Origin of the sequence: Halanaerobium kushneri, assembly GCF_900156285.1 — a bacterium.
GTDB classification, from domain to species: Bacteria; Bacillota; Halanaerobiia; order Halanaerobiales; family Halanaerobiaceae; genus Halanaerobium; species Halanaerobium kushneri.
In genome coordinates this window covers 36,350-50,697 of record NZ_FTNC01000007.1, presented here as the reverse complement: position 1 = coordinate 50,697, position 14,348 = coordinate 36,350, and the positions used below count along the sequence as shown (strand labels likewise).

The following is a 14,348-nucleotide window of genomic DNA, read 5'->3' as shown; positions in this document are numbered from 1 at the left end:
TCTAAACCTCCATATCTGTATTTACTCTAATCTCTCCTGTTAATAGTTTCTGCATCAGACCTTTTTTAAGTCTTTCCAGTTTAGCTTTATATTCTTCTTCCTTTTTTATCTTAGCATCCACTGATGATAGGATTGATGCTATTTTCTTTTGCTCTTTTTTAGTAGGAATCAAAACAGGTATGCTATAAAAATCACCATGATTCAAATCAGAAATAGTTGTAGTGCCTGCAAATGTCTTTATAACATGTTGAATAAATTTTGAACTTAAATAATAAAACAAATAATCTTTATTTAAAATTTCCCTATCAAAATCAATTTTAAAGAAGTTATTATGAAAAACTCCTCTTTCATCAGTTATAACTTCTCCTGTATTCCCTGTTCTAGTCATTAAAACATCTTCCTTTTCACATATCACAGAATCTCTCGGCTCATTAATATAATATATATATCTACTATCATTAGGATTATTTAAGTGCTGAACTGTAATATATTTTAATTTATTAGGACCAGGCTTTTTGCTTCTTTTAGATATCGATATCTGTAAACCTTGATTTACACTTGATATTTCATCAAAAGATTTAACTTCCCATATATTTGGTATTTTTATAGTTTTGGGACCTATTCTTACTTCCTTAAACTCACTATGCCCAATCCCTTTAGTAAGCAATTCCTGCATTAACCCTTTTTTCAGTTCTTTTATTTCTTCTATCACTTCATCAGTTTTTTCTATTGATTTATCTACTGATGATAAGATTGATGCTATTTTTTTCTGCTCAGAGAGAGGAGGAACAGGAATATTCAAACTTCTAACATTAGTTCTACTGATCTCCAAAAAGGTACTTCCTCCTGCTAGAGCCTCCAAACGAGGAGTAATATAACTTAATAAATATAATAAGTAATAATTAAAAACCTTATCTTCATCGCAAATTATATTAGCAAATCCCTGATTTGTTGTCATAGGTACCTTATTAATAACTGTTTCGCCTATTGTAGCACGGCTACTCATAATTACAGTCCCAGGTGGTAATAACTTCACAGAACTATTTTCAAATCCCTTTTCTGTTATATACTCATCAGTTTCACTGATTTCATTAATCAATTTTCCAGTCAGTTGTGAAGGAGTAAGCCAGGGAATATCTCCTCCCCAATATTCATCTGTACTTCTTCTGGGTGTATTACCACCAGTTACATCACCAACATCACTTAAACGCTCAACTTCCCAATCATCTGGAATGGTCCCAATTGAAGTATTTTTATATCCCTCTTTAACCATGATAACCAAGCTCCTTGAGATAACCCATCATCTCTGACTCTATCTCATTTCTTTCTTTTTCTAGCTGATCAAGCTCAGTTAAAACTTCTTCTACATCTACAGGCTCTTCCTCTTCTGTTGTATCCACATAGCGAGGAACATTTAAATTGAAATCGTTTCTCTCTATTTCTTCCATATCTGCAACTCTACAGTATTTCTCTATATCTTCAAAATTATGATAAGCATCCAATATCTTTTCTAAGTCTCGATCTCTTAAGAAGTTCTGGTTGCTTCCTTCCTCATAATCTTCTTCACCATAAATAAAGATAACCTTATCCTTTCTCTCAGCAGGCTTATTCTTGTTCAGCATTAAGATACAGCCAGGTGAAGAAGTGTTGTAAAATAAATTAGAAGGCAGCGCAATCACAGCTTCAATTAAATCTTCCTTCAAAATTTTCTTTCTGATCTTACCTTCAGAACGGCTGCGGAATAATACACCGTTATCTAACACTACCCCAACCTTACCATCACGATTGGCACTTGCTAACATATGCTGAACCCAGGCCCAGTCAGCAGAGTTTTTAGGTGGAAAACCATAATTGAACCTATTATATGCCTGAGACTCCTTAATATCACCCTTAGCATAGCTCTGATTCCACATTGGATTGGCAATTACTCTGTCAAACTGCTGCAGCTTACCACCATCTTCTAAAAACAGTGGCTCTGTAAAGGTATCTCCTCTTTTAATTTGAGCATCATAAAGATCATGTAAGAACATATTCATCTTAGCAATAGACCAGGTATTTAAGTTTCTTTCCTGACCAAAAAGAGAAATATTCTCCATTCTATCCTGATCTTCTTTTCTAATATGTTCAGCTGAATAAATAAGCATCCCGCCAGAGCCGCAGGCCGGGTCATAGACTCGATCTCCAGATTGTGGATCTAGAATTCTTACTAAAAGCTGAACCACCTCACGAGGTGTATAGAACTCTCCACCTTTTTTACCGGCATCATCAGCAAACTGTCTGATTAAGTACTCATAGGCTCTACCTAAAAGATCAGCATCTTCTAAGTTTTCATTACCTAATTTTAAATCAGTATAATGCTGAATTAACTTTTCTAATACACTGTCAGGTAGTCTATCCTTATCATTAAAATCAACAGTTGTCAGCACTCCTTCTAAAACAGAGTTTTCCTGTTCTAAAAATACAAAGGCTTTATTGATAGCTGCTCCAATATCTTCAGTCTGTTCCTTAATTGCAGACCAGCGAGCTCTTTCAGGAATAAATACCTTTGACTCAGTGTAAAAGTCTGGATCATCTACTACTTCTTGACCGTATTCTTCAATAATGTGCTCTCGGTTCTCCATAAATACATCATTCATTCTTTTTAGAAATAATAGTCCAAATATGTAGTTCTTATAATCTGCAGAATCAATACTGCCTCTTAGTATATTGGCTGATTCCCAGAGATGTGATTCTAATTCCTCTAAAGTTAACTTCGACATTTATAATTCCTCCTAGAATAGTTAAGTTCTCATTTATTAATATATTATAAAGTTTAATTTATACTCTCATAAGCTTCTACCTGGTTTTCATATTCATACTTGACCATTTCATAGTCAAGGCCCCATTTTTCTTTGGCAGCAGCCATAATTTCTGGATGTTCCTCTTGAGATTGAACCCAGTTATAGGCAGCTACCTGGTTTTCATATTCGTACTTAATCATTTCATAATCGGTGTCCCATTTTTCTTTAGCCAGTTTCAATAAATCAATATGATCCTCTACTTTTATAAGCCAGTTATAGGCTGCAGTCTGGTTATCAATCTGGTATTTAACCATTTCAAAATCATCTTCCCAGTCTTCTGTTGCCTGCTCCTTTATAACCTCTTGAGCAGCATCAGAATCAAGAAATAGATCTTCTGGTCCAGCAGCCTGAATTGAAAAAGTAAAGACCAACACAAATATTAAAGCAAGGCTTAATCCCAGTTTTCTTCTCATTATTTTTCATCCCCTTTAATTTATTGTAGCTCACTACTCTGACACCGTATTGTCACCAGCAAGAAAATATTTTACCTATTACTATTTATACTTCAAGAAATTCTTTAATTTTCCTTTATTGCTGCAGTAGTTATTATTGTCGTAATTTGTAGAAAAAGAGAAGTATAACCAACTATATTCTCTTTATCTCCTACATACATTAGCACACTGGAATAGTCCCTCCTAAAGGATCTCAGAGAGTCATATACGTCTATTTTTCCTTATCTGACTATTTGTATGTTAACAGATAAATGCCCTCAAAACAAGCATTTAAAGCCATATAGGTTGGGGTAAAATATAAGCAGTCTCCATCATGATTTACCTTTATTCATAATGAAGACTGCATGATTATTTTTGAAGATTAGTCGCTCCAGTGATATTATTAGATTATAGTTTTGAACCAGAAAAGATTTCTCAAAGCTTTACCCTTTCTTAGTCTATTTTTCTGGAATCACAATCTTTTGATTAACTCTGATCATTGTCTCAATCTCATTGACCTTTTTAATGGCTGCAACAATCAGTCGCGGGTCAAGGTCAGAGTTAATCTCTTCTGCTATCTCCCAGAGGGTATCACCTCGCTTTACCACATAAACCTCATTCCAGCTGTAACTATCAATAATATCATCTGGACCTGTCTGAGCTAGAATTGCTGCTGTCAGAACCAGTACTGCCATCAATACAGCACATATGGTTAGTTTATTCATGAGATTTCCTTCCTTTCCTGAGCACTTAACCTACTAAATGTATTTAAGATAGACTTCAGCTGCTCAAACTGATCCTTACTTAAACTGTTAATCGATATCTTTTTGCTGCGGTCTATACCTTTTTCTCTTTTTACATGTCTGAGGTAATTATAGAGATCCTCTTTCAGCTTAGGAGCATCACCAACTATTTCTTTAATAGCAAGTTCTCTTTCAGTTAGAGACTTAACTTGATCTTTTTTCAAAGTTTCATCTTTCTGAGTCTTACATTTTTTCTTCTTACCCTGTACCTGGCTGAATGGAATATCATCAAAGTTATAATCACTCTGCTGCTGTACAGCCATTTCTTCCCTGGAAACAAGACCAGAGACACTGAAAGCCCTCTTTAAAGCCATTGATTCAGCTACTTTAAGAATCATAGCTGAAGGATACTGCTCCCAGATCTTAGAATCAGCCTGATACTCATTAAAAGGAGCAAAGATATAAACGGGATAGCTTCTGTCCTTTCTATAAACTAAAGCGTAACTACCGACAATCTGTCCGCGGTTGGTCCCATATTGATGATTAATTCCAGTTTCTTTTCGTCTAAACTTATCATTTTCTCTAACTACATCTGAAATCAGCCCATCATACTGGGGATGCCTATCAGCTATCTTTAGATAACCATCCCTGGAAGTCATAATTGTTGGCTTACCATCTTTCTTCCAGAAAAATATTTCCTTATTGAAAGGATCAAGTCCATAGTTTTTAGCCAGATAAATAAACATCTTAAACTCATCACTGCTTGCATCTCCGGCAACAGTTCGTCTCAGGGTTTCTAGCTCCTCATCAGTAAAAGTAATCAGTTCTTTTTTCTTTCTGTTAATATCAACAACTTTACTCTTTGCACTCATTTTTTATTCCTCCTCTTAATTTAAGGAGACCCAGATTTAATCCAGGCCTCCAATTATATTTAGTCTTCTTCTGGTCTTTGAGCTTCTTCATCACTTAGATCATGGTCACAGTGGGGGCAGTTCCATTCACCCTTTTTACAGGAGCTGTAGGACTTCCTTCCACACTCAGGACAGTGCTTTACATACATCTTATTCACCTCCTTTCTCTGCTTTTTAGACATAAAAAAAGCCCGGCGCCGGCCAGGTTAATTAAATATTATTAACTTTTGCTGATTCAGTCTTTCATCAGATTCTCTTCCTGCATACTGATAAAGTTATCTCTGCTGCCGATAATAATATGGTCCACTACATTGATCCCCATTATCTTACCGGCCTTCTGCAGCTTTTTAGTAATTGAGATATCATCACTGCTTGCATCCGCCACACCTGAAGGATGATTGTGAGCTAAAACTATACCCGCTGCATTCTGCAGTATTGCCCGTTTAAAGACCTCTCTGGGAGTAACTAGACTTGAAGTCAATGTACCTGTAGAAACCTCAAATACCCCTGTTACCTTGTTCTTAACATCAATGGTAGCGATAGCAAAGACTTCTTCTGCTCTCCTGTCAAGTTCAACCACTTCTACAAAGAGATCTCTTGCCTGAAACGGGTTCCTCACATACTTATCAATGTCATACCTTCCACCTGACTCCTTAACAATTCTTAGACTAAACTTCTGAATATTTACCATTATTCTCATCTCCTTTATGTTTTAGTATTTATTTAAAAGGGCATCTTAAATTCCTGATCATCACTGCTTAAAGCTGCAGCTCTTTTCTTCTTTTTCTGCAGTAGTCTGGCTGCTCTCTCCAGATCATCTTCATCCATTGGCTCAGCATAAGGTCCTAAAGCTCTCTTTACTCTCCATTCATCACTCGGCACACCATTAACCGGCATAATTTTCACCTCCAAATAAAAAAAGAGACCATCAGCTCTCACTGACAGTCCCCTGAGTTTAATCCTAAGCATTATTCCAACCTTCCATGAATGCATCTTTCAGTCCTGAGAAAACACTCTCTGATTTAAGTCTGGTAGAATTGGCAGCGATAACCGACTTCTCTATTGCCTTCAGGGCAGCTCTATCGACCTTTGATGCAGCCACCCCAGTGACTTTAGCAACATTCCTAGTTCCAGTAGATGCAAGTCCAGCTGCCTTTTTAACGCCATTCTCAGCTGTCTGAGCAAGCTTCTTAAAGGCATTGTCACCACTCTTAGAAGCAATAATCTTCTCAGCATATTTGAGCTCATCTTTTCTCTTAAGCCCCAGCTCATCCAGCTTATTTAGGACCAGCTCCTGCATTACATCATTCTCTGCCATCATTGCTCTAACCAGCATTTCTCTTAGTCTTAAAACAGTCTCAACATTGTTTTCATTTTTAAACATAATTATTACCTCCGTATTTTAGTTTTATTTTGACTTTCAACTTAAACAGCATTTACTCAGATATCAGATAAAGATCAAAGAGAATAAAGAACAAAGCCAGCAGAATATTTCCACTGAACAAACTCTGCCAGGCTAAAGCACCAAGTAATAAGATAACAAGTGTATTAGAAGCCATCTGATTCACCTCCTTTTCATCATTTTGGACTAAGCCCACTCCCTTATCTACACTCACCTCCTTAACTTAAATTTAGGCATAAAAAAAGAGCTGCCAGGAAAGCCTCAATTAAGAGACTATCCAGACAGCTCAGTTTCTTTAAGTATTCAGTTATGCTCTAGGGGGTGGGGCGTCGAACGTCGATCTGAAATTCATAATTAAGACGTGGTCCCGCTAGAAATTTTGTTCAATTTTTGAGATTGCTAATAGAAAAATAAGCCATTAAAAATGCTAGATATTTTCAAAAACAAGGTACAAATTGCTATATCTGTTTAAGGAGTTATTTCCCTGCTTAATAAACTCCCAAGTTTCTTCATATTCACCTTCGACAGCAAAACTATTAGTTCTAATAAAATCCAAAAACTCAAATTTCTTTTCAAAATAGCTATCACTAAACTCTTCAGCTTTTTCTACTTTTAGATTATCATCAATATTTGCATCATTGTGAAGCACATGTTCTAAATTACAGGATAAGTAGTAAGCGTTATATGGAATACCATTTATTTTAGAATGCCTACTCAGTCTATCCATGATGCTGCTTTTTTTATTATTTCTTTTCTTTGTGTTTTCAGGATGTCTGGTACATAACTTATCACCATAATAGTAAATCTTATCCTTATCATGCTTTTCGATCAAATTTTCACTGATATATGCTCCGTCAGTGTCCAGCAAATGAATAATTTCTAAAATATCCCCTTTATTATAATGTTCTTTGTCCAAAAAAGATAATACTTCTTCATTGATTACTTCTATCACATTACGAGAATTAACTCCATTCCTGGTAGTTATATCTCCACGAGCAATTTGAAATTCAATCTCTTTATCCTCAAATATCTCAGAAAAAATAAGACCAAAAGATATTTCCTCCGTTATACCTTCTACTAAGAATAGAATTAATTTTCTAGTCATCAGCATCAACTCTACCAGCAGCCCTAAAAGCTCTGGCTATTTTGTATTCATTTGTTCTCTCATAAACTTCCTCGTCCTGTCCACCTAACTTAATTCCACGATAATAGAAGCTTCTTAGATTATTGGTTTCCTTAACATTGGTGAATCTAATATATCGATTCTGAGGATTAGTAGTTGTAAAAATAAGTGACTCTTTATTCAGTTTCTCCAGCGGTCTTAGGTTATGAGAAGTAAAGACCAACTGCCCCTTAGCTCTATCCTGAATGATCTCCAGAATTTCACCTAAAAGGTATTCAAATATACCGGCATCAAGTTCATCCACTGCAAGACAAATACCAGGCTTATTATACATAGCAATCATTGCACTCAAGATAGATATGATCTTTTTAATACCATCTGATTCATATCTCAAAGGAATCTTAATATCTCCTCTTTCTGCCAGCAGCTCTATTTTAATAACTGGATCACCGTTCTCATCCAATTCTTCTCCATACTCTTTAATTTTAATTGTTAGCTCTGGTATTATCTCTTTTAAGACAATGTTTAAGTTCTCGATAACATTTTTAACAGTAGAGAGGACCCGCTCAGGAACTGTTGTCGGCTCAGACAGAGCTATTGCCAGATCTCCACCTTCTATTCTCTCTGAATCACTAAGCTGAAAACAGAAAGGTATAATTAGATTGGCATTGATCATACCTGAACGAGAATTTCTGATCACAAACAGGTTCATTCGAGCATACTGTTTAATCTCCATTATAATATCAGCAAATTCGCTAAAGGCTTTATTACCCTTATAAATATGATCCATCTCACTAGAAAAAATAAAAGAGGTTTGTTCCTTCTTCGCAAGCTCCTTGGCTACTTTAAGGTCCACTTTAGCATCTTTATTGTTTTTAGTGAGCAAATTGTAATTCTTCTGGGGACTTAACAACTGCTCCTTCTCATCAAGGTTGTGAGTTATTATCCCTCTCTTATATGTCCAGCCATCTTCTTCAAGTTTCTTATATGATAGATCTTCCTTAATAATAACTGGAGCAGCATTTTCTCTTCTTTCAATTACCATTTCATAAAATAGTTGATACTTATTTTCTCCTAAAGTCATAGAAAAAACAGAATTAATAGCAGCTTCTTTCTCACCCTGGTATATATAATCTTTAATATCTCCAGGCAGAGATTCTCCAAGCAGGACCAGTTTCAGTATCCACAAAGCTTCAATAAAAGCGGTTTTACCAGAACCATTCTGGCCGTATATTCCCAGCACATCTGATGTTTCAGAAAAAAAGTCTTCGCTTTTATAACTGTTGAAATCAATCTGACCCTGCCTAACATTTTTAAAATTATTCAGTTGTACCTGCTGCAGACGCAGCATTCTCTCCTTCATTTGATCACCTCCACTGATTAAATTATACAACTATTAGTGATAAAAAGCAACATTTTCAGAAAAATCGATATAAAAAATATCATATTCGTTAAAAAGTTTAGATTATAGTCAAAAAAATAGTCTATCAGCTGATTCTCATAATAGTTGTTCAGACTAAACCTATATTAAATTTTACGATGTTAAACAAGGTGTACTCATTTCGATTACACCTTACATTATAATAATTTATAGTTAAGCTAAACATGTAAACTGTTCAATCCGTTAAAGTTATCCGCACTTATAGATATGTGCGGAGGTTTTTAACACTCATCAACTTCACCAATCAAATAGTTCAACAAAAAATACCCTGTAACTATTAGTCTACAGGGAAAAATATACATTGTTTAGTTTTGACTTATTAAAGGAATTACTTCTTTATTTCCTTTTTTTCTTCTTTCTTCTCAGGTTTTTTCTTAGCTACTTTTTTCTTATCTTTCATTTTCAACACCTCCCTGATATTTCAACTTACTACTTGAGCCTAAATTTATTATATTACATAAAACTCGAAATAATATCTAATTATTAAGTCCCCCTGAAGAAAATATTATACAAAATAAAACCCCCAGAAAAGCTCCATCAATAACTGAACAAAATGAAGGTTTCTCTGAGGGTGAATAATCGCACCCAAATTTATAGTTCAATAATAAAATGCATTGTTTCTGAAAAATCCAGTAAGTTTAATTTTTATAAACTACATCTAAAGATAAAAATATTAATCCTCTAAAACGTGATTCAAACCCTGTCCAAACAAACATAAAACATGATTATCATCCAGAGAGTAATAAACAGACCTACCTTCCTTTCGATATTTAACTAGGTTATTGTTCCTAAGAACTCTTAATTGATGAGATATTGCAGAAGAACTCATTTCCAGTATTTCAGACAAATCATAAACACATAACTCCCTATCTTTTAAAGCATATAAAATATTTATCCGTGTTGGATCTCCTATGGTCTTAAATAGTTCTGAAAGCTGATAAACAATATTTTCTTGAAGTTTACGGTCTTTCATTAAATTTACAACCTGCTCATCCGGGTCAAACACTTCACACATATCACAAAAATTTTTGTCTTTTGCCATTAAATCATCTCCCCCAAATCAAAACTAGCACCTTATATTTATTTTAACATAGATTAATTTCTAATAGAAGGCATTTACTTTAATCTAAATTATACAGCAGCAATTATTGGGGTTAAACTTTATATCCTGAAGCAACAAAGACACCGCCATTTTTAAAACTGTGATTTAAATTAAAATCTTTCACTTCTTTTCTGCTTTTTAAATACTCCCAGGTTGGTCTAGTAACATCAGCATTACCAATTAAGTCTATAAAACGGCCCCATAAATTGAGTTCTTCCATATACCAATCCATAATAACAATTTTACCGCCAACCCTTACAAGCGAAAGACTTTTATCAATAACTTTTTGCCATTCAGGCATAGCTGATAAACCCAATTCGAGATAGATAGCATCAATATTTAATTCTTCTTCTGAAATAGATGCAATATCAGATTTATTAAATCTAGCAGCATCTTCATGTAAAGTTATTATATTATCCCAACCTTTTTTTCTAATTTTTTTTCTGGCTTTTGTCAACATTCCTTCAGAATAATCAATACCAATTATTAAACCATTACTTTTCAACTGATTTTTAAGATATTTAAAACTTTGTCCAGTTCCACAGGGTAAAACTATTATATTACTGTTTTTTTAAAATCCAGTTTTTCAATAGCAAATTTTCGCGGCTTGTGATAATACCAGTCAGGTGCTAGTAGATCATATAGATAAGAAAAGATATCATAATATTTCATTATAATCCCCCCACAGCCTTATAAATGATTTCCCCCTGAAGATTTTATCCAAACATATTTCTGATGAAATTATTTTTAAGCTTCAGAGGGATTTTTTACTTGCTTAATTAAACATTACGGCTAATTCTCATAGCATTAAAGACAGCAATTAATGCCACACCTACATCGGCAAAGACTGCTCCCCACATGGTTGCTAAACCCACAGCACCCATTATAAGTACTATACCTTTTACACCTAAGGCCAGAATAATGTTCTGCCAGACAATTTTTCTTGTTCTCCGGGCAGTATTAATAGCAGTAATTAATTTTGAAGGCTCATCTGTCATTAAGACAACATCTGCCGCCTCAATAGCTGCATCTGAACCAAGTCCTCCCATAGCAACACCTATATCAGAGCGAGCCAGAACAGGTGCATCATTGATTCCATCTCCTACAAAGATAAGTTTATCATTTTCTTTCTGTCTGCCAAGTAATTCTTCAATTTCATCTACCTTCTGATCCGGTAGAAGTTCAGAATAATAATTATCTAAGCCAAGCCGCTGGGCTACTCTCCCGGCAACTGCCTCCCGATCACCAGTTAACATAGTTAACTGTTTAATACCTAATTCTTTTAAACCCTTAATTGCCTTTATCGAATCCTCTTTTAATTCATCCGTAATTGTTATATAACCTGCGTATTTATTTTCAATCGCTAGATAAACAATTGTTCCATCTGCATCAACTTCCTGATATTCAATGTTATTTTTATTCATTAATTTGATATTACCTGCCAGAATTTCTTTGTCATCAACCACAGCTTTAATCCCGTGTCCAGAAATTTCCTGATAATCTTTTATTCTTTGATTATCAATTTTCTGGTCAAACGCTTCGACAATGGACTTTGCTATCGGGTGGGTGGAATGACTTTCAGCATAAGCAGCCATAGTTAAAATCTGCTCATTATTAAAGCCATTATATGATTCCACCTTACTAACAGCAAATTCTCCTTTAGTTAAAGTTCCAGTTTTATCAAATACTATTTGACTAACATTGTTCAGTGCTTCCAGATAATTACCACCTTTAACCAGAACGCCCTGTCGCGATGCTCGACCTATTCCTCCAAAAAATCCTAACGGAATGGATACTACAAGTGCACAGGGACAGGAAATAACTAAAAAGATAAGAGCTCGATAAAACCAGTCTGCAAAGGCTGCTCCCTGTAAAAATAGTGGCGGTAAGACCGCAATAGCCAGAGCCGAATAGACTACAACCGGTGTATAATAACGGGCAAATTTAGTAATAAACTTCTCAGTTGGTGCTTTTTTTGCACTGGCATTTTCCACAAGTTCCAAAATCTTAGATACTGTTGACTGACCATATTCTTTTGTCACTTCTACTGTTAATAAACCATCTTTGTTAATTGTTCCACTCAAAATTTCATCACCAGTTTCAACTTTACGCGGAACAGATTCCCCGGTAAGTGCTGAAGTATCTACCATAGAACTTCCTTCAAGCACTTCTCCATCAAGTGGTACTTTTTCACCAGGTTTTATAATTATTATATCACCTATTTGAACATCTTCAGGGTCAACCTCTTTTGTTGTATCTTCAAGTTTTAAATTAGCATAATCAGGTCTTATATCCATTAATTTTTTAATTGAGCGTCTGGAACGGTCAACTGCTCTTTCCTGGAAAATCTCACCAACCATGTAGAAAAGCATTACTGCTACACCTTCAGGAAACTCCTGAATAGAAAAAGCTCCAATTGTTGCTATACTCATTAAGAAGTTCTCATCAAAGACCTGGCCTCGCTTTATATTTTTGAAAGCTGCCATTAATACTGGTCCACCGATAAGCAGGTAACTGGAACCAAAAAGTAGCCATTCCAGATATATTGATAAACTTCCCAATTCTACTTCCAAAAATGGTAGTTCGAATAGAATTATTGCCAGAGCAAAAATTATTGTTCCCGGCCAGAATCGTTTTTTAAGATAAGAATTTTCATCGTCAACCCCATGATCGTGACTCTCTTCGTGATCATTTACACGACCGTCCTCGTGATTATGTTCATGGACCTGGTTGTGATCAGACTTTTGATTAGCTCTTTTTCGTCTATTTCTAGACTCCTTAACAGTTAAGCCAGGTTCTATTCTATCTGCAATTTCTTGCAATTCATTTTCAAATGAATTATCAGCACCCTCTCCTTCAACAGTAATCGTGCTGGTAGCAAAATTCAAACTCACCTTTTCTATATCCTCTAAATTATTAACTTCTTTCTCAATCTTACCTGCACAATTAGTACAGGCCAAACCTTCTAGTTCAAATTTCTTTTTCTTATTTTCTGCTTTTTCTGGCATAATAATCCTCCCTAGTTATAATTTAATATATGATTAATTGAATAATTGTTCATATATAGTATACCATTGAATTCGATTTTTGTCAACAATGATTGAGCAATTATTCATATATTGTTTAAATAAAAAGATTTACCCTTAGGTAAACCTTTTAAATATATGATAAAGGATCAACTGGTCTTCCATTAACCTGAACCTCAAAATGCACATTTGGTCCTGTTGTATTACCGGTATTACCGGATTTTGCTATTAAATCACCTTTTGAAACTCTATCTCCAGTATTGACTATCAACTTAGAATTGTGTGCATAAAGTGTTCTCATTCCTTTTTGGTGTTCAATAATAATAGTTTTACCATAACCTCTAGCCCAACCACTATATACAACTCTACCTTCACCTGATGCTTTCACTTTCGAACCTGAAGGAGCTGCATAATCAATACCTTCATGCATTCTACCCCATCTCCTACCAAAATAAGACGAGATTCTTGCATATACTGGTTTAGTAAATACTTTTTCAAGGCGATCACGATAACCAAATTCAGGTTTTGCTCCAGGTAAGATTAATGTATCACCAGGTTGAACCCTATTTGGATTATTAATTAAATTACTGGCAATAATTTTGTTTAAACTTATATTAAACTTATCAGTAATAGATGAAAGATTCTCCCCCGGACTTATTTTATATAAGATCCCTTTTACTGGAAGAACCTTAATCGTTTGACCGGGTTTTATTTTATTAATATTATTAATATCGTTTGCCCCAATTAAAGTATCTAAATCCACATTGTGCTTTTGAGCAATATCCCAAAGAGTTTCACCGTTTTCTACTCTGTGCTTTTTTATTTGATTAATTAAGCCAATTCTACTGCCCGGCTTTCGACTATTTTCTTTAACTAATTCTTCAGTAAAACCCTGACTGGAGCTTTCAATATTATACTTTGTGTCTTTATCTTTATATAATTTTTCTATGTATTCTAATTTATTATTAAATTCTAACTGATTTTCTGCAAAATTAAGATCTGAATTCTCTGAGAGGTTAAATTCTTCTTTGATTTTAACAAAATCGGTCTTTCTCTCCAGTGCATTTTTTCGCTTTTCCGTTATAATCAAACTAAAATCTGAATTTTCTTTTGAGTTTCGCTTAAGATCAAGTTCTTTTTTTACAGAAATAGATCCTCTGGGAACTCTTGTGCTTTCCAAATGCCGCTCTCCCAGAACAAAGTTTTTGTAAATTATTGTAAATGCAATTAATAAAAGAATAGCTATAAATCTTTTTTTCATATTTCAGATTGCTCCCTGTTTTCATTAGTATTGTATAAAAATAGTAAAGAATAGAATAAACTTTTAAT

16 protein-coding genes are annotated in these 14,348 nt (G+C 34.6%); all 16 read right to left on the bottom strand.

Going from position 1 to position 14,348, the window contains the following annotated elements; genetic code table 11:
- Position 1: 1 nt before the first annotated feature.
- The 16 genes from BW929_RS06295 to BW929_RS06230 all read right to left on the bottom strand — a co-directional run bounded on the left by BW929_RS06295 (position 2) and on the right by BW929_RS06230 (position 14,280).
- Positions 2–1,273 (bottom strand): restriction endonuclease subunit S, encoded by a 1,272-nt coding sequence (locus BW929_RS06295; RefSeq protein ID WP_076544521.1) that lies wholly within the window; start codon positions 1,271–1,273, stop codon positions 2–4.
- Positions 1,266–2,759, bottom strand: a complete 1,494-nt coding sequence (locus BW929_RS06290; protein WP_076544520.1) for a type I restriction-modification system subunit M — start codon at positions 2,757–2,759, stop codon at positions 1,266–1,268. The genes BW929_RS06295 and BW929_RS06290 overlap by 8 nt, the downstream gene beginning before the upstream one ends.
- A 53-nt stretch (positions 2,760–2,812) precedes the next feature.
- Positions 2,813–3,253: a hypothetical protein gene (locus BW929_RS06285; protein ID WP_073158276.1), complete on the bottom strand. Its 441-nt coding sequence runs from the start codon at positions 3,251–3,253 to the stop codon at positions 2,813–2,815.
- 476 nt (positions 3,254–3,729) lie between these two features.
- Positions 3,730–3,996, bottom strand: coding sequence for a LysM peptidoglycan-binding domain-containing protein (locus tag BW929_RS06280; RefSeq protein WP_076544519.1), 267 nt, complete (start codon positions 3,994–3,996; stop codon positions 3,730–3,732).
- Positions 3,993–4,886 (bottom strand): phage recombination protein Bet, encoded by an 894-nt coding sequence (gene bet / locus BW929_RS06275; protein ID WP_073158280.1) that lies wholly within the window; start codon positions 4,884–4,886, stop codon positions 3,993–3,995. The genes BW929_RS06280 and bet overlap by 4 nt, the downstream gene beginning before the upstream one ends.
- 59 nt (positions 4,887–4,945) lie before the next feature.
- The gene (locus BW929_RS15530) at positions 4,946–5,074 is read right to left on the bottom strand and encodes a hypothetical protein (RefSeq protein ID WP_256208207.1); all 129 of its coding nucleotides are present in this window, start codon (positions 5,072–5,074) and stop codon (positions 4,946–4,948) included.
- An 86-nt stretch (positions 5,075–5,160) separates the two neighbouring features.
- Positions 5,161–5,616 (bottom strand): JAB domain-containing protein, encoded by a 456-nt coding sequence (locus tag BW929_RS06270; RefSeq protein WP_073158282.1) that lies wholly within the window; start codon positions 5,614–5,616, stop codon positions 5,161–5,163.
- 32 nt (positions 5,617–5,648) lie between these two features.
- Complete coding sequence (locus BW929_RS15230) at positions 5,649–5,822, bottom strand: hypothetical protein (protein WP_159432604.1); 174 nt, start codon at positions 5,820–5,822, stop codon at positions 5,649–5,651.
- 64 nt (positions 5,823–5,886) lie between these two features.
- Positions 5,887–6,309, bottom strand: coding sequence for a hypothetical protein (locus tag BW929_RS06260; protein ID WP_073158286.1), 423 nt, complete (start codon positions 6,307–6,309; stop codon positions 5,887–5,889).
- Between the two features lie 52 nt (positions 6,310–6,361).
- Positions 6,362–6,484, bottom strand: coding sequence for a hypothetical protein (locus BW929_RS15525; protein ID WP_257286577.1), 123 nt, complete (start codon positions 6,482–6,484; stop codon positions 6,362–6,364).
- Between the two features lie 270 nt (positions 6,485–6,754).
- Positions 6,755–7,432: a hypothetical protein gene (locus BW929_RS06255; protein ID WP_081374545.1), complete on the bottom strand. Its 678-nt coding sequence runs from the start codon at positions 7,430–7,432 to the stop codon at positions 6,755–6,757.
- Positions 7,425–8,813, bottom strand: a complete 1,389-nt coding sequence (locus BW929_RS06250; RefSeq protein ID WP_073158290.1) for an AAA family ATPase — start codon at positions 8,811–8,813, stop codon at positions 7,425–7,427. Before BW929_RS06250 ends, BW929_RS06255 begins: the two co-directional genes overlap by 8 nt.
- 751 nt (positions 8,814–9,564) lie before the next feature.
- Complete coding sequence (locus BW929_RS06245; protein WP_076544517.1) at positions 9,565–9,933, bottom strand: ArsR/SmtB family transcription factor; 369 nt, start codon at positions 9,931–9,933, stop codon at positions 9,565–9,567.
- Positions 9,934–10,045: 112 nt separating this feature from the next.
- The gene (locus BW929_RS06240) at positions 10,046–10,549 is read right to left on the bottom strand and encodes a class I SAM-dependent methyltransferase (RefSeq protein ID WP_223174487.1); all 504 of its coding nucleotides are present in this window, start codon (positions 10,547–10,549) and stop codon (positions 10,046–10,048) included.
- Positions 10,550–10,772: 223 nt separating this feature from the next.
- Positions 10,773–13,001: a heavy metal translocating P-type ATPase gene (locus BW929_RS06235; protein WP_076544516.1), complete on the bottom strand. Its 2,229-nt coding sequence runs from the start codon at positions 12,999–13,001 to the stop codon at positions 10,773–10,775.
- A gap of 148 nt (positions 13,002–13,149) precedes the next feature.
- On the bottom strand, positions 13,150–14,280 hold the full coding sequence (locus tag BW929_RS06230) for a peptidoglycan DD-metalloendopeptidase family protein (protein WP_076544515.1): 1,131 nt from the start codon (positions 14,278–14,280) through the stop codon (positions 13,150–13,152).
- Positions 14,281–14,348 lie beyond the last annotated feature (68 nt).